The organism is Microbacterium sediminicola (genome assembly GCF_039531125.1).
Taxonomy (GTDB): Bacteria; Actinomycetota; Actinomycetes; order Actinomycetales; family Microbacteriaceae; genus Microbacterium; species Microbacterium sediminicola.
Map to the genome: position 1 here is coordinate 402,012 of NZ_BAAAPL010000001.1, position 19,818 is coordinate 421,829.

The following is a 19,818-nucleotide window of genomic DNA, read 5'->3' on the forward strand; positions in this document are numbered from 1 at the left end:
AGGCGGGGCGGAGCCGTAACATCCGCGACCCGAATCCATGCGAGGATTCCTCGGTGCAACGCCTCGTGACCGCCGAACTCGACCTCGATCTTCGAGCCTCGATCGACCTCATCTTCCAAATCACCGCGGCCCAGCACACGCCGGTGGTGAGCGAGTCGCTGAGCTTCTCCCAGGGCGATCGTGTGTACGCCCCGATCGAGATCATCGACCAGACCGGGAGTCGCCTCCACCGCCTCACGGGGGAGCCCGGCGCACTCGAAGTCCGCTACGAGGCGGTCATCGATCAGCAGACCGTGACCCGAGCCACGAGTGACCTCGAGGCCATCACGTACCTGCGACCGAGTCGGTATGCGCAGTCGGACGAGGTCTTCGCGCAGGCACGCCGTCAGTTCAAGGGGTTGGCGGGTGAGGAGCTCGTCGTCGCTGTTTCAACGTTCGTATCTGAGACGGTCACCTACACCCCGGGCCTCAGCCTCGGAACGGATTCGGCCGTGACGACGCTGATGACCGGCCAGGGCGTGTGCCGCGACTATGCGCACCTCGTGATCGCACTGCTGCGCGCCATGGACATCCCTGCGCGCTACACCGCCTGTTATGCGCCGGGTCTGGAACCGATGGACTTCCACGCCGTGGCCGAGGCTTACCTCGACGGCTCCTGGTTCGTCATCGACGCGACCCGTCTCGCCGATCGGCACTCGCTCGTGCGCATCGCGACAGGCCGGGATGCCGCCGACTGTGCCTTTCTCAGCTATCACGGCGGCAACCTGACCCTCGAGCGCATGCGCGTGGACGCCTGGCTGGCTGACGCGCCCGAGGCATCGACTCCTGCCGACGACTTCGAGCAGCTCGTCACCCTCGCATGATCTCCACGCGCACAGGGAGGGCACGGTGACCTCGCCTAGAATGGGGCGGCTATGAACCCCGAAGAACTCTCCGCCCAGCTGTTGGCCGTCATCGCACCGCTCGCTGAGGCGCGACGAGAGGGTTCCGCGGCGGATCTGACCGCATCCGACCTGCCGCTGGAGCGTCCCAAGAACCGTGATCACGGCGACTGGGCCTCCAACGCCGCTCTCAAACTCGCCAAGGCGGTCGGGGCGAACCCACGCGAGTTCGCCGCCGAGATCGCCGCGGGACTCGAGCAGGTCGAGGGTGTCGCGAGTGTCGAGGTCGCAGGCCCCGGGTTCATCAACATCCGCCTGGATGCCGCCACCGCGGGCTCTCTCGCGAAGACCATCGTCGAGGCCGGGGCCGCCTTCGGGGCCAATGACTCCCAGCGCGGCAACACGATCAACCTCGAGTTCGTCAGCGCCAATCCCACGGGACCCCTCCACATCGGTCACACCCGGTGGGCGGCGCTCGGCGATTCGCTTGCGCGCCTGCTGCTGGCCAGCGGTGCCACGCTCGCCCGCGAGTTCTACATCAATGACGCCGGCGCCCAGATGGAGCGGTTCGGTCGATCCGTGGTCGCCGCGGCCGCGGGTCAGCCGACGCCCGAGGACGGCTACGCCGGCGCGTACATCGAGGAGCTCGGCCGTCGGGTCCTCGTCGCCCGCCCCGACCTGCTCGAGCTCGACCCCGCAGAGCAGGTCGTCGTCGCCCGCGACCTCGCCTATGAGTTCCAGCTCGGAGAGATCCAAGCATCTCTGGAGAAGTTCAACGTCCACTTCGACGTGTGGTTCTCCGAGCGCATCCTGCACGCTGCCGGATCCGACGGTCGGCCGAGCCTCGTCGACGAAGCCGTCGATCGCCTCCGTGTCCAGGGTCACGTCTTCGACGACGAGGGTGCCGTCTGGGTGCGCACGACCGACTTCGGCGATGACAAGGACCGCGTCATCCGCCGCTCCAACGGTGAGTACACCTACTTCGCCGCGGATGCCGCGTACTACCTCAACAAGGGCGATCGCGGCTTCGCGCACAAGATCTACCTTCTCGGCGCCGATCACCACGGCTACGTGCACCGTCTCAAGGCGCTCGCGGGCTCCGCGGGCGATGACCCCGAGAAGGACATCGAGGTGCTCATCGGTCAGCTCGTCTCGGTGAACGGGGCGCGACTGTCCAAGCGCGCGGGCAACATCATCGAGATGGACGACCTGCGTGAGTGGCTCGGCACGGATGCCCTTCGCTATTCGCTCGCGCGCTACCCTGCCGATTCGCCGCTCACCCTCGACCCCGAGCTGCTGCAGAAGCGCACGAACGACAATCCCGTGTTCTACGTGCAGTACGCCCACGCGCGCACTCACAACGTCGCCCGCAACGCGGCGGATGCCGGTGTGACCCGCGGGGAGTTCGCCCCCGAGACGCTGACCCACGAGACCGAGTCCGCGCTGCTCGGCGCGCTGCAGGAGTTCCCGCGCACGGTCGCATTCGCCGCGGACGTGCGCGAGCCGCACCGCGTCGCCCGTTACCTCGAGGAGCTGGCGAGCCTCTATCACCGCTGGTACGACAACTGCCGCGTCGTCCCGCTCGGGGATGCCCCGATCGAGTCCGTGCACCGCACGCGCCTGTGGCTGAACGACGCCACCGGACAGGTCCTCCGCAACGGGTTGGACCTGCTGGGCGTCAGCGCTCCCGAGCGGATGTAGTCAGCGCCCGAGAGCGGTGAACACCGCCGCGGCGATCATCGCATGGTCCGCGTCGGTGTGGCTGACTGCAACGACGTTCGTGCCATCGGTTGCGAGGGTGGCTTCGCCCCCCATGAAGTTGGGAACCTGCGCCGCGGAGCTTGCCCCTTCCACTTCGAGGAGAATCGCGTCGCTTGTGTAGCTGCTCCACGTGCTTCCGGCGCCGGGAAAGAGCTCCAGGTATATCCCGCGGCCGGATTCATACGAGTACCACGCGCACCACTCCTCGGTCCCCTGCTCCTCGACGAGGTCGGCGATCGCGCCGGTCGAAAAGGCATCCGTCGGGTAGCCCTCGATGTAGTCGGAGGACATCAGGATCGCCGGGATGTCCAGCTGTGAGGCGATCTGCGTGCACGCGTCGGCGATATTCCACCATGCGGCGGTCCGCGTTGCCGCATGAGGCTCGGCCCAGGTGGAGACGCGGGATGCCGCATCGTCCAGGGCTTCCGTGAGCCAGTCCGGGATAGGCGCCGTTGTCGGGTCATCGGTTCGGACGCTGGGCTCTGCGGTCAGAGAGATCCAGACACCCGCACTGATCGTGGACGCGCGGCACAGGCCGTAGTCTCCACCCCAGCCGCACTCATCGCGCAGCTGCAGCACGTCGGCAGTGAGCGATGACACGGGGAAGACCTCCGCGTAGAGCCAATTCCCGTCGGTTGGCCAGTAGCTGCATATGAGCCCGCCGAGCGTGGCGCGTCCGTTAGGCGCGACGAACATTTCTCTAATGTTCGTGTCGGTTCCCGTGAAATGCGCGACGTCGGCAAAAACGTTGGAGCAGTCGCCGCCGAACGCTTGGAGCGGCTCCGCGTATGCCGTCGCGGTCGGCATCCTCGTCGGCGCAGGGGCCGCCGAGTCCGAGGGAGCGCTCGTTGGTGCGGGGGTGACCGCGGCCTCAGCGGTGCAGCCCACGAGCGATGCGGCGCCGAGTATCAGCCCGACGATTCCTGAGAGGGTGGCTTTCGTGAATCCCACAGGTCTGTCCCCCCGATAATTGTTCCGATGCTATCCAACGATGAGCACCCGACCGATCCGATTCCGGACGCGCGGTACCAGTGGGTGCTCGCCGACCCCTCCGGCAAGGCGACGAAGCCGAAGCGTCGTGTCTGGCCGTGGCTCGTCGGGGGAGCGGCAGCCCTTTTCGTGCTGATCGGTGTCGCGATCGTCGTGGTCGAGGTCGGCGTCAAGAGCGCCGTGGAGGCGAGCATCGCCGACCAGGTGCGCACGGAGCTGGAGCTGCCGGCCGACCACCCCGTCGACGTCGCGATTCCGGGACCCTTCCTGCCGCAGCTGCTCACCTCGACGCTGGATGCCCTCACCATCAGCTCCGAGGATGTGCCGCTGGGCGCGGCCACCGCCGACGTGACGGTCGCGGTCGAGCAGGTCTCGATGGTGGCCCCGCACACGATGGCGGGGGGAGAAGCGGTCGTTTCACTCGACCAGACACAGGTCACCGCCCTCATGGACGGCGTCGCCGCGATCGACATCCTCGAACTGGCCCTGGATGAGCCTGTGATCTCGGTCGGCACCGAACTTTCCCTGTTCGGGATCGGCATCCCGATCTCGCTCGGGCTCGTTCCCTCGGCAGACGAGGGGGAGCTGCTCCTCACGCCCGACACGCTCCAAGTGAGCGGCCTCACGGTGTCCGCCGCGCAGGTGCGTTCCCAGTTCGGCGCGATCGCGGACCCGATCCTGCAGGATTGGCGCATCTGCGTCGCCCAGTTCCTGCCCGCCGGTGCGACCCTCACTGCGGCATCCGTCGCGGGGGAGGAGCTTGTTGCGACGTTCGCGATCGACGGCGGGATCCTCAGTGACTCTACGCTGCAGCAGAACGGCACCTGCGACTGAGGAAAGCCCCCAGGCCGTCACAGGCTGCGACTCGACTAGTATCCAGATAGATGTCTGACAACTGATATCTATCTGGACCAGCGTGAAGGAGAGCCATGAGTGTTCGCTTGATCATCGACACCGATACCGCCCAAGATGATGCCTTCGCGATGCTCATCGGACTGCGGCATCCGAACGCGCAGCTCGAGGCGGTCACGATCAACTACGGCAACGTCGGCTTCGATCAAATGGTCGAGAACGCGCTGTACACGATCGAGGTGGCCGGTCGCGGCGGGGATATCCCCGTGTACGAGGGTGCTCGGCTCCCGCTGCTCGCCCCGTTCGATGACTCGTCCTACGTGCACGGCGCGGACGGCTTCGGTGGGGCGAACTTCCCCCGCGCCTCGCAGCGGCCGGAAGCGGAGCATGCCGTCAGCGCGCTCACGAGGCTGGTCGCGCAGAACCCGGGGGAGTTCACGATCATCGGTCAGGCTCCGCTGACGAACCTGGCGCTGATGGTCGCCGCAGATCGATCGCTTGCCGGAAAGGTGAAAGAGCTCATCGTGATGGGCGGCACCAACAACGCGGTCGGGAACATCACGGCCGCGGCCGAGGCGAACTTCTTCCATGATCCCGAGGCGGCCGCGATCGTCACACGCGCCGGTTTCACTCTCACTCTCGTGCCCTGGGATCTGGTGATGCGGCAGGGAGTGTTCGGTCCAGAAAAGCTCAAGATCATCGAAGAACTCGACACCCCGGCCGCGCGGTTCTTCACCCGCGCCAACCAGGGAACCCTCGCCTACAACAAGAAGGCCCACGGCATGGAGGGAAGCACGCACCCCGACTCGATCGCCGCGGCGATCGCCGTCGAGCCGGGCATCGTCACCGCGGCGTCGGACTACCACGTCGACATCGAGACCGGTCAGGGGCTCACCGCCGGGTACTGTCTGGTGGATGCCGTGCACCGGTCGGGCAAGGAACCGAACGCGCGCGTGATCGAGGCGATCGATGAGGACCTCTTCTTCGAGACGATGCTCGCGTCGCTGAGATGACACCGAACAGGGAGGACGCATGAACCTGGAGCCGCTCACGCTCGTCGTCGGTCAGCCGCTGCGCGTCGCGGTCTACAACAGTGTGTCAAGATCCCTCCGCCGCGGGGATGCCGAGCCCGGGCAGATGCTTCCGAGCGACGCCGAGATGTCAGCGCAGTTCGGGGTGAGTCGCGCCGTCATCCGGGAGGCGATGCTGCTGCTCGAGGAGGACCACCTCATCGTCACGCGGCGCGGGGTGGGCCGGTTCGCGAGCGCGGCACAGCCACGGATCGGCCTGGAGCGGCTGCGCCCGTTGGAGGACCTTCTGGCCGGCGAGGGGCGTACGACGGCCGTGCGGCGCGTGCTCGAGGAGCGTCAGTCGCCCTCCCAGCTTCTCGTCGAGGCGCTCGCGATCTCGGGGACCGAGGGCGTGGATGTCTGGGAGTCGGTCATCTCTGTCGATGGACGACCGATCGCGGTCGCGTTCGAAGCGGTACGCGCCGACGGCGGGGTGGCCGCACCGCGCGCCGGCCGCACCGCCCTTGCGGGCATCCTCGAGGATCTGGCCAGCTCCCAGCTGCGCGCCGTGTGCGACGTGTCGATGAGCGTGCTCGGAGAGCATCGGGCTCGCCTGCTGGGCGCGCAGAGCGATCAGAGCGCGATCGTCCTGACCCAGCACGTCAGCCATCGGGGCTCCCCGCTCCTGTTCGCCAAGCACCTCGTCCTCCCGGAGGAAGGGACGCTGACGGTCGCGCAGACCTCCTGACCCCGGCGGGGGAGAGATCGCGACTCAGCGCGGATCGGTGCGTGCCCTAGACTCTTGGGCAGTGCCCCGGCGCGTGCTCCGACCGCCCGGATCGCCGCCGCGTCGCCTCTGTCGGCGCCGATGACTTCACCGATTGGTTCTCTCGTGTCCGCCCATCCCTCCTCGCCGCCCGTCCCGGAGTGGCTCGAGGCACCCGCCGACGTCAACGAGCTGGTCGCGCAGGTGTGGCCCGCTGATGCCGTGCGCGATGCGGAGGGTGTCGTGAGGATCGGAGGGTGCCCGGTCACCGAATTGGCGGCACGCTTCGGCACGCCGCTCTACGTGCTCGACGAAGACGGCGTGCGCGCGGCTGCCCGACGCACGCGGACGGCATTCGCCGCTGCGGCCGAGCGTCACGGTGTCTCGGCGCGGGTGTACTACGCGGGCAAGGCGTTCCTGTCCGCGGAGGTCGTGCGCTGGGTGACCGATGAAGGACTGGCTGTCGACGTCGCGACCGGGGGAGAATTGGCCGTTGCGCTCGCCGCGGGGATCGATCCCGCGCGCATCGGCTTCCACGGCAACAACAAGAGCGTGCGAGAGATCGCCCATGCGGTCGAAACCGGCGTCGGAACGATCGTCATCGACAGCCCGATCGAGATCGAGCGCATCGCTCAGGTGGCGGCCGCACATGGGATGCGCCAGCGCGTCCTCATCCGCGTCAACAGCGGCGTGCACGCCGAGACCCACGATTTCCTCGCGACGGCGCACGAAGATCAGAAGTTCGGCTTCACCCTCACCGGCGCGGTCGCCGCCGCCGCTCGTATCCGCGAGGTCGCCGCGCTCGAGCTGGTCGGCCTGCATTGCCACATCGGGTCGCAGATCTTCGGGACGGCGGGCTTCGCCGAGTCCGCGTCTCGCATCGTGGCCCTCTACTCGGATCTTCTGTCCGGGGGGGAACTGGAAGTCGTCAACCTCGGCGGCGGGTTCGGCATCGCCTACACCTCGGCCGACACCCCGACACCGATCGAGCAGCTCGCCGACGGCATCGTCGACGCCGTCGCCGCAGAGTGCGCGGCCCGCGGGGTACGGATGCCGAACCTCGCGTTCGAACCGGGGCGTGCCATCGTCGGCCGCGCCGGCGTCACCCTCTACGAGGTGGGGACGACCAAGCCCGTTGCGCTGGAGAGTGGGGTGACGCGCCTCTATGTGAGCGTCGACGGCGGCATGAGCGACAACGCCCGTCCGGCGCTCTACGGTGCGCAGTACAGCGCCCGGGTCGTGTCGCGGGCAACCGCAGCCGGATCCACCCTGGCGCGCGTCGTCGGCAAGCATTGCGAAGCCGGTGACATCGTGGTCGACGCGGAATACCTCCCGGCCGACATCGCCGCGGGCGACATCCTCGCGGTTCCCGCCACCGGCGCCTACTGCTTTTCGCTGTCGAACAACTACAACTTCGTCCCGCGTCCCCCGGTGGTCGCGGTGCGTGACGGTGCCGCACGCGTGATCGTGCGCGGCGAGACCGTCGATGACCTGCTGGCCCGAGATGCCGGCATCGCTCCAACGGAAGGGACGGTATGACCGACTACCGCCGCCTACGCGTCGCACTCCTGGGTGCGGGAGTCGTCGGCTCCCAGGTCGCCGCACTGCTGCGGCAGCACGCTGACGAACTCGCCGATCGAGCCGGCGCCCACCTCGAGATCGTCGGCATCGCCGTGCGCGATGTGGATGCCCCGCGCGCCGTGGACCTGCCGCGCGAGCTGTTCACCACCGACGCCGAGTCGCTCATCGTGGGCGCCGACATCGTGATCGAGTTGATGGGCGGCATCGAACCGGCCCGCACCTACCTGCTGCAGGCGATCAACTCCGGCGCCGATGTCGTGACCGCCAACAAGGCGCTGCTGGCCACCCACGGCCCCGAGATCTTCGAGGCTGCGGACCAGGTCGGTGCGCAGGTCTACTACGAGGCCGCCGCCGCCGGCGCGATCCCCATCATCCGTCCGCTCCGCGACTCGCTGGCCGGCGACCGCGTGCAACGGATCATGGGCATCGTCAACGGCACCACCAACTACATCCTCGATCGCATGGACACCGAGGGTGCCGACTTCGCGGATGTGCTGCGTCAGGCCCAGGAGCTCGGCTACGCCGAGGCCGACCCGACCGCGGACATCGAAGGTTACGATGCTGCGCAGAAGGCCGCGATCCTCGCGAGCCTCGCGTTCCACACGTCGGTTCCCCTGGATGCCGTCCACCGCGAGGGGATCACCCAGATCGACGCTTCGATGATCGAATCCGCGCGCAAGGCGGGCTACGTCATCAAGCTGCTCGCCGTCTGCGAGCGCGTGGCCGAGGAAACGGGCGACGAGATCTCCGTCCGCGTGTACCCCGCGCTCGTACCGCGCGAGCACCCGCTGGCGAGCGTCCACGGCGCCAACAACGCCGTTTTCGTGCAGGCGGAGGCAGCCGGAAACCTGATGTTCTACGGTGCCGGCGCCGGCGGGGTCCAGACCGCCTCCGCCGTCCTCGGCGATGTCGTGTCGGCAGCGCGGCGTCACATCGCCGGTGGCGTCGGCGTGGGGGAGTCGACGCGCGCAAATCTGCCGCTCCTGCCGTTCGGCAAGGTCAACACCCAGTACCAGGTGACCCTCGAGGTGGCAGACCGTCAGGGCGTGCTGGCCACGATCGCGACCATCCTCAGCGAGGGTGATGTCTCGATCGCCACCGTCGAGCAGACCGTCGCCGACGAGTCGGGAGATCCGCTCGCGCGCGTCGCGGCAGACCCCCGCGGGATCGCCAAGCTCGTGATCGGCACCCACAAGGCCCAGGAACAGAACCTCTCCGAGACCGTCGAGCGACTCGCCGCCAGCGATGTCGTGGATCGCGTCGTCTCGGTGCTGCGAGTAGAAGGAGACTGACATGGCACACCTCTGGCGAGGAGTCATGCACGAATACGCCGACAGGCTCGGCGTCACCGAGACCTCGACCGTCGTGTCGCTCGGGGAGGGGGGTACCCCGCTCATCCCCGCACCGGCGTTGTCCCGGCGCACCGGTGCTCAGGTGTGGGTGAAATTCGAGGGGATGAACCCGACGGGCTCGTTCAAGGACCGCGGCATGACGGTGGCGCTCTCGCGCGCTGTCGAGCACGGTGCGAAAGCGGTGATCTGTGCCTCGACGGGCAACACCTCGGCATCCGCCGCCGCCTATGCGGCTCATGCGGGCATCACCGCTGCCGTCCTCGTCCCCGAAGGCAAGATCGCGATGGGCAAGCTCAGCCAGGCCGTCGCCCACAACGGCCGGCTCATCCAGATCCGCGGCAACTTCGACGATTGTCTCGAGATCGCCCGTGAGCTCGCCGACAACTACCCCGTGCACCTGGTCAACTCGGTCAATCCCGACCGCATCGAGGGGCAGAAGACGGCGGCGTACGAGATCGTCTCCGTGCTCGGCGACGCTCCGGACTTCCACTTCATCCCGGTCGGCAACGCCGGGAACTACACCGCGTACTCGCGCGGCTACCGTGAGGAGGCCGCGCGCGGTGCCGCGACCCGCGTCCCGCGCATGTTCGGCTTCCAGGCAGCGGGCAGCGCGCCACTCGTGCGGGGCGAAGTCGTCAAGAACCCCGAGACCATCGCGAGTGCGATCCGCATCGGCAACCCCGCCTCGTGGGATCTGGCCCTCGAAGCGCGCGACGCCACCGAGGGTTGGTTCGGCGCCATCGACGACGACCGCATCCTCGCAGCGCAGAAGGTGCTGGCCGCCGAAGTCGGCGTCTTCGTCGAGCCGGCGTCGGCGATCAGCGTGGCCGGTCTGCTCGACCGCGCCGAGGCGGGAGTGATCCCCGCGGGCGCGACGATCGTCCTCACGGTCACCGGGCACGGACTCAAGGACCCGCAGTGGGCCCTGCGCAAGGAGGACGGCACCGAGGTCACCCCGACCATCGTCGACGCGACGACCTCCGACGTGGCATCCGTTCTCGGCCTTGTGGCCACCGGAGGCACCGCGTGAGCGCACCGGGACTTCAGGAGCGCTCGGTCGCCGTCCGCGTGCCGGCGACGAGTGCCAACCTGGGTCCCGGATTCGACACGCTCGGCCTCGCGCTGAGTGTGTACGACGACCTCGTCGTCACCGCCTCGGCCGAGCCGGGCCTGACGATCGAGGTCGAAGGTGAGGGAGCCGCCGAGGTGGCGCGGGACGAGAGCAACCTCGTCTATCGCGCCATGGCGTACGCCTTCGAAGCAGTCGGTCGCCCGGTTCCCGGCCTGACGCTGAGAGGCCACAACCGCATCCCTCACGGTCGGGGTCTGGGCAGCTCAGGCGCGGCCGTCGTCGCCGGGATCCTCGCGGTCAAGGGGCTACTGGAAGGTGACGTCGAGATCGGACCCGAGACGCTGCTGCGCCTGGCTACCGAACTCGAGGGCCACCCCGACAACGTCGCGCCGGCGCTGTTCGGCGGCCTCACGATCGCCTGGATGCAGGACGCGGTGCCCCAGCACAAGAAGCTGCTCGTGCACCGCGGCGTCTCGCCGTTGGTCTTCGTCCCGGAATTCACGATGTCGACCTCTGTTGCGCGGAGCCTCCAACCGTTGCACGTCCCGCGCGAGGACGCCGTGTTCAATCTCTCGCGCTCCGCTCTGCTCATCGCTGCGCTGACCCAGAGCCCCGAACTGCTCTTGGCAGCCACCGAGGACAAGCTGCACCAGAACTACCGCGCGCAGGCGATGCCCGAGACCGACCGACTCGTGCGAGCGCTCCGGGAGCGCGGGTTCGCTGCCGTCGTGTCGGGCGCGGGACCGAGTGTCCTGGTGCTCGCGGACGGTCCTGGACGGCGGCTGGAGGCTTCGGCGGTGGCCGCCGAGGTCACGGACACCCCGTGGGACGCACACATGCTGGCCGTCGACTTCAAGGGTGGTACAGTGAAAGAGCACGCGGGGGGTACCGCGTAACTCGTGTATCTGGCCCCTGCTGCACTCGTGCGACTCTCCGCACAGCTCTCACCTCACCCGATTACGAGCGGATCCGTTCTGGCTCGGACGAGGTGACGAGCGGCAGATGAAACCATCCGCGCCGCGTTCCGACGCGGCCGGATCCGGCCCTCGCGGCGGCTTCATCGTGTGCGGTACGCACCCATCATTCGTTTCACAAGGGAGTACTCGTGGAGTCCATCTCCGAGATCCACACTGACGCGTCCGAGAACGAGACCGTCGAATCCACCACTGACACCGTCGAGGTCGCCGACGGCGCCGTCGACGAGGCCGCGCCCGTCGAAGAAGCCCCGGAGGCCGAGGCGAAGGCCGAAGAAGCCGCCGCCGAGGCTCAGCCCGTCGAGACAGCTGCGTCGGTCGAAAAGGACGTCGAGACCGCCGCGTCGGTCGACGAGGCCGGCGCCCCGGCTGCGGGGTCCGACGTCGCCGCGCCCGCGGAAGAGCCTGTTGCCGAAGCACCCGTGAAAAAACCGGCACGCAAGCGCGCGCCGCGCCGCGCGAAGAGCGGCGATGCCGCTCCTGCGGATGCCGCTCCTGCGGATGCCGCTGCACCGGCACCGGCACCGGATGCTTCTGCGCCCGCCGCCGAAGCGACTGCCGCGGCCGCTCCCGTCGAGGACGGCCCCGCCGAGGCATCCGTTGCCGAGGCAGCCGCCGAGCCGGTTGAGGCGGTCGCCGACGTGAAGGACGAGAAAACACCTGCCGAGGCGTCGTCCGAAGAGCCGACCTCCGGCCGCGGCCGGAGCCGCAGCCGGAGCCGCAATCGCAACCGCAACAACAGCGGGAACAACGGTGGCGGCAACGGCGCGCAGAGCGGCGACGCAACCGCCACGACCGACGACGACGGTTCCGCAGGCGGAGCCCAGAGCGGCAACACGAACTCCCGCACCCGTCAGCGCAACAAGCGCCGGGGGCAGGGGCAGAACGACGAGTTCGAGCCGGAGATCGGCGAGGACGACGTTCTCATCCCGATCGCGGGCATCCTCGATGTCCTCGACAACTACGCGTTCGTCCGCACCAGCGGCTATCTGCCCGGCACCAGCGACGTCTACGTCTCGCTCGGCCAGGTCAAGAAGTACAACCTGCGCAAGGGGGATGCCGTCGTCGGTGCGATCAAGCAGCCGCGCGAGGGCGAGCAGTCCAGCCGTCAGAAGTACAACGCGCTGGTCAAGGTCGATGCCATCAACGGCCTCTCGGTGGACGACGCCGCCGGTCGTGTCGAGTTCGGCAACCTGACGCCGCTGTACCCGCAGGAGCGGCTGCGCCTGGAGACGGCTCCCGAGAAGCTCACGCAGCGCATCATCGATCTGGTCGCTCCCATCGGCAAGGGTCAGCGCGGCCTGATCGTCGCGCCCCCGAAGGCCGGCAAGACGATCGTCCTGCAGCAGATCGCCAACGCCATCGCGATCAACAACCCCGAGGTGCACCTCATGGTCGTCCTCGTCGACGAGCGCCCCGAAGAGGTCACCGACATGCAGCGCTCGGTCAAGGGCGAGGTCATCGCCTCGACCTTCGACCGGCCCGCCGAGGATCACACGACGGTCGCTGAACTCGCGATCGAGCGCGCCAAGCGCCTGGTCGAGCTCGGTCGCGACGTCGTCGTGCTTCTCGACTCGATCACCCGCCTCGGACGCGCCTACAACGTGTCCGCTCCGACCTCCGGCCGGGTGCTCAGCGGCGGCGTCGACGCCTCGGCGCTCTACCCGCCCAAGCGCTTCTTCGGCGCCGCGCGCAATATCGAGAACGGCGGTTCCCTCACGATCCTCGCCACGGCGCTCGTGGAGACCGGATCCAAGATGGACGAGGTGATCTTCGAGGAGTTCAAGGGCACCGGCAACAGCGAGTTGCGCCTGAACCGCCAACTGGCCGACAAGCGCATCTTCCCTGCTGTGGACGTCAACGCATCCAGCACCCGCCGCGAGGAGATGCTGCTCTCGCCCGACGAGGTCAAGATCACCTGGAAGCTGCGTCGCGCCCTCGCCGGCCTCGAGCCCCAGCAGGCCCTGGAGGTCGTGCTCGGCAAGCTCAAGGAGACGCAGTCCAACGTCGAGTTCCTCGTGCAGATGCAGAAGTCGATCCCGGCACCCCCCACGGGCGGCAACGGGCACGACAGCAGCATCCGCTGAGCACGGAGGGCCCATGGCGGAGCCAGCCATGTTCGACTCTGTCCGCGCGCTGATCGAAGAACACCGCGCGGTGCAGGTCGAGCTCTCGGACCCTGCCGTCCACGCGGACGCGGCGCGCGCCAAGCGCGTCAACCGCCGATACGCGGAGCTCAGCCGCATCGTCGCCGCGCACGAGGGCTGGGTCGCGGCATCCGACGATCTGGATGCCGCGCGCGAGCTCGCGAAAGAGGACGATGCGTTCGCGGAAGAGGTGCCCGCGCTCCAGGAGCGCGTGGCCGAGGCGCAGGAGAGGCTGCGGCGTCTGCTGATCCCTCGTGATCCGGATGACGCGCGCGACGTGATCATGGAGATCAAGCAGGGAGAGGGCGGCGCGGAGAGTGCGCTGTTCGCCGCCGACCTGCTGCGGATGTACCTGCAGTACGCCGCCTCGCGCGGGTGGAAGACGGAGCTGCTCGAGCGCAACGAATCCGACCTCGGCGGCTACAAGGACGTCCAGGTTGCGATCAAGGGATCTTCGACCGATCCCTCGCAGGGGGTATGGGCACACCTGAAGTACGAGGGGGGAGTGCACCGCGTGCAGCGGGTTCCCGCGACCGAGTCGCAGGGACGCATCCACACCTCCACGACAGGCGTCTTGGTCTTTCCCGAGGTTGATGAGCCCGAAGAGATCCACATCGACCAGAACGACCTGAAGATCGACGTCTTCCGCTCCTCAGGTCCCGGCGGCCAGTCGGTGAACACGACCGATTCCGCGGTACGCATCACCCACCTCCCGACCGGCATCGTCGTCTCGATGCAGAACGAGAAGAGCCAGCTGCAGAACCGGGAGGCGGGTATGCGCGTGCTGCGCGCGCGCCTGCTCGCCAAGCAGCAGGAGGAGCGGGATGCTGCCGCCTCCGATGCGCGGCGCTCGCAGATCCGCGGCATGGACCGCTCCGAGCGCATCCGCACCTACAACTTCCCCGAGAACCGTATCGCCGACCACCGAACCGGCTACAAGGCATACAACCTCGACCACGTCATGGACGGGGCGCTGGATCCGATCATCGGATCGTGCATCGCCGCGGACGAAGAGGAACGCCTCGCAGCTCTCGGCGCGGAGCCGCAGTAACGCACCGGTCTTCCCGCGCGCCGGGATCGCGGGATTCGGTCTGCCGCTAACGTCGGGGCTGTGATCCTCTTCCTCATCCGGACGTTCATCTTCGTCGCCTCGGCCGCGTTCGGTCTCATCGTCGCCGACCTCATCCTGCCGGGCTTCGTCATCCAGTGGGACCAGTGGTGGGGTTTCCTGCTGTGCGTGGTGATCTTCGCGATCCTGCAGAGCGTGCTCGCGCCCTGGATCGAGAGCGTCGCCCGCCGCAACGCACCGGCTCTCCTCGGGGGGATCGGGATCATCTCGACCCTCATCTCGCTGCTCGTCGTGATCATCCTGCCGATCGGTGGACTGCGGATCGAGACACCGGTGCTGCTGACCTGGATCCTCGCTCCGGTGATCATCTGGCTCGTGACTGCTCTCGCGACACTGCTGCTGCCTCTCGTACTCATTCGCGATGCGGTGAGGGACGCCAAAGATGACCGTGCCAAGAAGTAGTGACGTCGGACCCTTCCCGTCTGAAAGGACTATGCCGTGAACCGCATTCTCACCGCCGATACCGTCATCACGATGGATCCCGACCTTCCGCGCGCGGAGGCCGTCGCTGTTGCGGACGGCAAGATCGTCGCCGTCGGCTCGCTCGACCTCTGCACGCAGGCACTGCCCGATGCGGAGGTGGTCGACACCGGAGCCGCGGCGCTGCTTCCCGGATTCGTCGAGTCCCACTCGCACCCGGTGCTCTCCGGTGCCACCATGATGCCACCGGCATACTGGGTGGCGCCGTGGTTCGCGCCGAAGTGGGATGACGTCGTCGCGGTTTTCGAACGGGCGCTCGCAGAGACGCCCGAAGGGACTCCACTCGCGTTCTTCGGCTTCGACGGGCTGTTGCAAGAGCGCCCCGAGCCGGACGCGGCGGTGCTCGACGCAATCTTCGGCGACCGCATGGTCGCCCTCGTGGGCAACTCCGGCCACACCGCCTACGTGACGAGCGCCGTCCTCACGCACCTGGGATGGGATGTCAACCCCCCGGCAGATCCGCCGAACGCCTCGTTCGACCGCCATCCCGACGGGACGCTCACGGGGCGCGCGCTCGAGGTGGGAGCGATGATGGCCTTCGTCGAGCCGGTCCTGGAAGGAGTGCAGAAGTCGGGGCATCCGCTGCAGGGTCCTGTCGAGTTCTACGCGCTCATGGCCGCCGCCGGCATCACGTCGAGCTCTGAGCACACCTACAAAGCTGAACTCAGGGCACCGTACGAGGCGATCGCCAAGATCCCCGGCTGCCCGCTGCGAATCCGGCTGTACCACATGTCGACCGAGTCCGACGCGAACGATCCCTTCGACTCCGACGTCCCCGAAGACATGCTGCGCAAGGTGGGGATCAAGCTCTGGGCCGATGGGTCGCCCTGGGTCGGCAACATTGCAATGAGCGCGCCCTACCTCGACACCCACGTCACCGAAGCAGCCGGCATCACGCCGGGAGCCACGGGTGAGAGCGCGATGAATTACACGCGACAGCAGCTCGACGAGCTCCTCGACCGCTACGTGGCGGCCGGGTGGCAGATGGCCTTCCACGTGAACGGGGACGTCGGCGTGGATATCGTGCTCGACGCGTTCAGCCGCGCACTGACGGTGCACGGTCTGCTGGGCACGGACCATCGGTGGCGCGTGGAGCACATCGGTGGCGCCCGCGCAGACCAGTTTCCCCGGATGGCTTCGCTCGGCGTCGTCCCGTCGATGGGGCCGTTCCAGTTCTACCGCTGGGGCGACCTGCTCGACGGCGGCATGTTCGAACCCGCGATCGGTTCCCAATGGACGCGGACGCGCGACGCGTTCAACGCCGGCCTGAAGGTGTGCTACCACAACGACGGCAGCGTGACGCCTCCCACGCCGCTGCTGAACATGCAGGCCACCATCACTCGCCGTACGCCCTCCGGCGCCCTCCACGGCCCGGAGCAGGCTGTCACCGTGCACGAGGCTCTGCAAGCGGAGACGATCAACGCGGCGTACGCGTTGCGCTCGGAGCACGAGGTCGGCTCGATCGAGGTGGGAAAGCTCGCGGACTTCGTCCTCCTGGGTGCTGATCCCTACGCTGTCGCGCCCGACACGATCGGGTCGATCGAGGTGAAAGGGACCTGGCTCGGCGGTGAGCCGATCGATCTGGATGCCTTCCTTGCGATGTCGCGCCAGGTCGACGACAGCGCGCTCCGCGAGCTCCACAAGCTCGGGGTCCCCGTGTGCTGCGCGTCCCACCCTGCCGGGGCAGGCGCGTGAGCTCGTCCGCTCCTCTCGCTCCCTCGACCAGGGCGGCGGCACCTGTCGCGGTGCAGGTCGCTCTGCTCGGCGTCATGAGCGGCATCCAGACCGCCGATCCGACAATCGCGAGCACGGCACTCGTCGAGTCCGCGCGTGCGCTCGGCATGGATGCCGGGGTGCAGACCATCGCGGCATCGATTTCCACCCTGATGCTGGCCGCGACGGTGATCAGCACCGGTCTCCTGGCCGACCGCATCGGCCGCAAGCTACTGCTGATCTTGGCGCTGTTGACGTCCATCCTGGGCGACCTGATCGCCGCGGCGGCTTTCGACCCGATCATGTATATGGCCGGTCGCGCGCTGGCCGGCATCGGGCTGGGCGCGGTGTTCGGTGCCGCCTTCGCCTACATCCGTGCGGTCGTGCCCCAGGCGAAGCTCGCCTCGGCGATGGGTGCGTTCGCGGCGTACGGCGCGATCGCGATGATCGCGGCGAGCTTCGTCGGCGGTTCGATGGCCTCGCTCGATTGGCGGCTGTCGTTCCTGGTCGTCCCGATCCTGTGTGCGCTGTGCCTGGTCGCAGTGCTGTTCGTGCTCCCCGTCCAGTCCAAGACCGGCTCGGGGCCGGCCGATGTCGGCGGCCAGATCCTGCTTGCCCTCGGCATCATCGGCGTCCTCTACGGCGTCAGCCACGCCGGGGCGGGGCTGACGTCCCCGCTGACGTGGGCGCCGTTCCTGCTCGGCATCGTCCTGCTCGTGGTCTTCGCTGTCGTCGAGCGTAAGCAGACGGCCTTCTTTCCTCTCGACCTGTTCCGCAACCCGGGGTTCATCGCCGCGATCGGGATGGGTGTCGCCTTCAACATCGCCCAAGCCGTCGCGATTCTGCAATTCGCCAACATCTGGCAGTTCGTCTACGGCTTCCACACCCTCGAGGTCTCGCTCGCCCAGCTGCCGATGACACTCGTCTCGGTCGTGGCATCCGTGCTGCTGGGCCGGATGCTGACCAAGGGGATGTCGCCGGCGACGGCGGTCGCGATCACGGCCGGTGCGACCACGATCGGATTTCTCTCGCTGGCGCTGACGTTCCTGAGTGACTCGTTCTGGCTGTTCCTGCCCGCGCTCGTGCTGATCGGCTTCGGAATGAGTGGGCTCGTGCCCTACGGCGCGCTCGTCATCCGGATCGCCCCGCCCGCGCACTTCGGTGCCGTCACCTCATCGCGCACGACGATCGGCCAGTTCGGCTACGCGGTCGGCCTGTCGGTGAGCATGGTGCTCGTGGACGCATTGACCACGGGCGGCGTCATCCACAAGTTGGAGGCGGCGGGTGTGCCGCCCACGCGCACCGGCCAGGCGCTCGACGCGATCCAGCAATACACACAGCACGGAACAGTGCCCTCCAGTGCCGAGGGTGGGACCGCGCTGTTGTCCGCCGCCGCCGACTCGTACCACGTCGCGTTCTTCTGGGTCGCCGTCATCACGGCCGTGGTGGTGGCCGCGTTGGCTCTCATGACGATCGTCTCGTACCGGCGGTGGGCCGCGATCGAGGCGACGAAGGCACCGGCCGCAGCCTGACGGCGGCTGTCAGCGAACGCGGATCGGATCTCTCAGATCTGGTAGTCCGGCATCGTCAAGATGGCGTGTGTGTCGTGGCTGGGCTTGCGCCTGCGGGGCTTGGCAGGGATGCCGGTCAGCACGCTGTCCTCGGGGGCATCGCGGGTGACGACGGCGTTTGCGCCGACGACGGACCGGGCGCCGATCGTGATCGGGCCCAGCAGCTTCGCCCCGGCGCCCACGGCAACCTCGTCGCCCAGGGTGGGGTGGCGCTTGCCGCCCTCGCGCTGACGGCCACCGAGGGTCACCTGATGGTAGAGCATGACGTCATCGCCCACCTCGACGGTCTCGCCGATCACGACCCCCATTCCGTGGTCGATGAAAAAGCGCCGTCCGATCGTCGCACCGGGATGGATTTCGATGCCTGTCAGCCACCGCGTCAGCTGCGAGAGGGCACGGGCGAGGAAGCGCGCGTTGCGCTGCCAGAGCCAGTGCGCGACGCGGTGCGACCAGATCGCGTGGAGTCCCGAGTAGAGCACGGCGATCTCGAGGCTGCCGCGCGCCGCGGGATCACGCAGCTTCGCCGCCGCGATGTCCTCCCGCACCCGCGAGAGCGCGAGCCTGACGCCCACGGGGCTCAGCCCTCCTGCAGGTGCGCGAACAGCGGGGTCGACAGGTAGCGCTCGCCGTTGGACGGGATGATGACCACGATGTTCTTGCCGGCTGCCTCGGGGCGCGCGGCGATCTGCAGGGCGGCCCAGATGGCAGCGCCGCTGGAGATGCCCACGAGGATGCCGTCCTTCGTGCCGGTGTCGCGCGCCGTTTCGATCGCGGCGTCGAAGGGGACATCGATGACTTCGTCGATGACGCCCTGGTCGAGGATCTCGGGGATGAAGTTCGGGCCGATGCCCTGGATCTTGTGGGGGCCGGGGGTTCCCTTGGTCAGCAGCGGGGAGTCCGCAGGCTCGACCGCGACGACCTTCACTCCGGGCACGCGGTCCTTCAGAACCTGTCCGACGCCGGTGATGGTTCCGCCGGTGCCGATGCCCGCGACGAAGTAGTCGACCTTGCCGTCGGTGTCGCGCAGGATCTCTTCGGCGGTGGTCTTGCGGTGGATCTCGGGGTTCGCGGCGTTCGCGAACTGCTTGGCGAGGACCGCGCCGGGGGTCTCGGCGACGATCTCCTCCGCCTTGGCGACGGCACCCTTCATGCCCAGGGCCGGGTCGGTCTGGACGAGCTCTGCGCCGTACGCCTTCAGCAGGAGCTTGCGCTCGTTCGACATCGAGGAGGGCATCGCGAGGATGACCTTGTAGCCGCGGGCGGCTCCGACCATCGCCAGCGCGATGCCGGTGTTGCCGCTGGTGGCCTCGACGATCGTTCCGCCCGGCGGGAGTTCGCCGGAGGCCTCTGCGGCGTCGACGATGGCGATGCCCAGGCGGTCCTTGACGCTGGAACCGGGGTTGTAGAACTCGAGCTTGGCGAGGATGTTGCCATCCACGCCCTCGGCCACGCGGCCCAGGCGCACCAGCGGGGTGTTGCCGAAGGCGCTTGTGATGTCGTTGTGGATGCCGGTCATGGCGGGCCTTTCACGCGGAGGTC

General features: G+C 68.1%; 16 protein-coding genes and 1 pseudogene. 14 read left to right on the forward strand and 3 right to left on the reverse strand.

Going from position 1 to position 19,818, the window contains the following annotated elements:
• Positions 1-53 precede the first annotated feature (53 nt).
• Complete coding sequence (locus tag ABD206_RS01725; protein WP_344068367.1) at positions 54-863, forward strand: transglutaminase-like domain-containing protein; 810 nt, start codon at positions 54-56, stop codon at positions 861-863.
• A gap of 51 nt (positions 864-914) precedes the next feature.
• Positions 915-2,582 (forward strand): arginine--tRNA ligase, encoded by a 1,668-nt coding sequence (argS, locus tag ABD206_RS01730; RefSeq protein WP_344068370.1) that lies wholly within the window; start codon positions 915-917, stop codon positions 2,580-2,582.
• On the opposite strand, the gene ABD206_RS01735 is transcribed toward argS, so the two are convergent.
• Positions 2,583-3,338, reverse strand: coding sequence for a hypothetical protein (locus tag ABD206_RS01735; RefSeq protein ID WP_344068372.1), 756 nt, complete (start codon positions 3,336-3,338; stop codon positions 2,583-2,585).
• 282 nt (positions 3,339-3,620) lie between these two features.
• On the opposite strand from ABD206_RS01735, the gene ABD206_RS01740 reads away from it, so the two are divergent.
• The 12 genes and pseudogenes from ABD206_RS01740 (at position 3,621) to ABD206_RS01795 (ending at position 18,240) form a co-directional block, all read left to right on the forward strand.
• The gene (locus ABD206_RS01740) at positions 3,621-4,466 is read left to right on the forward strand and encodes an LmeA family phospholipid-binding protein (RefSeq protein WP_344068375.1); all 846 of its coding nucleotides are present in this window, start codon (positions 3,621-3,623) and stop codon (positions 4,464-4,466) included.
• A 95-nt stretch (positions 4,467-4,561) separates the two neighbouring features.
• On the forward strand, positions 4,562-5,497 hold the full coding sequence (locus ABD206_RS01745) for a nucleoside hydrolase (RefSeq protein WP_344068378.1): 936 nt from the start codon (positions 4,562-4,564) through the stop codon (positions 5,495-5,497).
• A gap of 19 nt (positions 5,498-5,516) precedes the next feature.
• Positions 5,517-6,242, forward strand: coding sequence for a GntR family transcriptional regulator (locus tag ABD206_RS01750; RefSeq protein WP_344068381.1), 726 nt, complete (start codon positions 5,517-5,519; stop codon positions 6,240-6,242).
• A 144-nt stretch (positions 6,243-6,386) separates the two neighbouring features.
• Positions 6,387-7,799, forward strand: coding sequence for a diaminopimelate decarboxylase (lysA, locus tag ABD206_RS01755; RefSeq protein WP_425561152.1), 1,413 nt, complete (start codon positions 6,387-6,389; stop codon positions 7,797-7,799).
• The gene (locus ABD206_RS01760) at positions 7,796-9,133 is read left to right on the forward strand and encodes a homoserine dehydrogenase (RefSeq protein WP_344068387.1); all 1,338 of its coding nucleotides are present in this window, start codon (positions 7,796-7,798) and stop codon (positions 9,131-9,133) included. Before lysA ends, ABD206_RS01760 begins: the two co-directional genes overlap by 4 nt.
• Before the next feature lies 1 nt (position 9,134).
• Positions 9,135-10,223 (forward strand): threonine synthase, encoded by a 1,089-nt coding sequence (gene thrC / locus ABD206_RS01765; protein ID WP_344068390.1) that lies wholly within the window; start codon positions 9,135-9,137, stop codon positions 10,221-10,223.
• The gene (gene thrB / locus ABD206_RS01770; protein WP_344068393.1) at positions 10,220-11,161 is read left to right on the forward strand and encodes a homoserine kinase; all 942 of its coding nucleotides are present in this window, start codon (positions 10,220-10,222) and stop codon (positions 11,159-11,161) included. Before thrC ends, thrB begins: the two co-directional genes overlap by 4 nt.
• Before the next feature lie 176 nt (positions 11,162-11,337).
• Positions 11,338-13,326, forward strand: a pseudogene (rho, locus tag ABD206_RS01775) (transcription termination factor Rho); the annotation flags it as partial.
• 28 nt (positions 13,327-13,354) lie between these two features.
• Positions 13,355-14,437 (forward strand): peptide chain release factor 1, encoded by a 1,083-nt coding sequence (prfA, locus tag ABD206_RS01780; RefSeq protein WP_344068396.1) that lies wholly within the window; start codon positions 13,355-13,357, stop codon positions 14,435-14,437.
• A gap of 60 nt (positions 14,438-14,497) precedes the next feature.
• Entirely contained in the window at positions 14,498-14,917 is a 420-nt protein-coding gene (locus ABD206_RS01785; RefSeq protein ID WP_344068398.1) for a hypothetical protein, read from the forward strand.
• A gap of 36 nt (positions 14,918-14,953) precedes the next feature.
• Positions 14,954-16,690 carry an amidohydrolase gene (locus ABD206_RS01790; protein ID WP_344068400.1) on the forward strand — a complete coding sequence of 579 codons (1,737 nt, stop codon included), beginning with the start codon at positions 14,954-14,956 and terminating at the stop codon, positions 16,688-16,690.
• Entirely contained in the window at positions 16,687-18,240 is a 1,554-nt protein-coding gene (locus ABD206_RS01795; protein WP_344068403.1) for an MFS transporter, read from the forward strand. The genes ABD206_RS01790 and ABD206_RS01795 overlap by 4 nt, the downstream gene beginning before the upstream one ends.
• A gap of 32 nt (positions 18,241-18,272) precedes the next feature.
• Here the strand turns inward: ABD206_RS01795 and epsC are convergent, their stop codons facing one another.
• On the reverse strand, positions 18,273-18,851 hold the full coding sequence (gene epsC, locus ABD206_RS01800) for a serine O-acetyltransferase EpsC (RefSeq protein WP_344068406.1): 579 nt from the start codon (positions 18,849-18,851) through the stop codon (positions 18,273-18,275).
• A 5-nt stretch (positions 18,852-18,856) separates the two neighbouring features.
• On the reverse strand, positions 18,857-19,795 hold the full coding sequence (cysK, locus tag ABD206_RS01805) for a cysteine synthase A (RefSeq protein WP_344068409.1): 939 nt from the start codon (positions 19,793-19,795) through the stop codon (positions 18,857-18,859).
• Between the last annotated feature and the right edge of the window lie 23 nt (positions 19,796-19,818).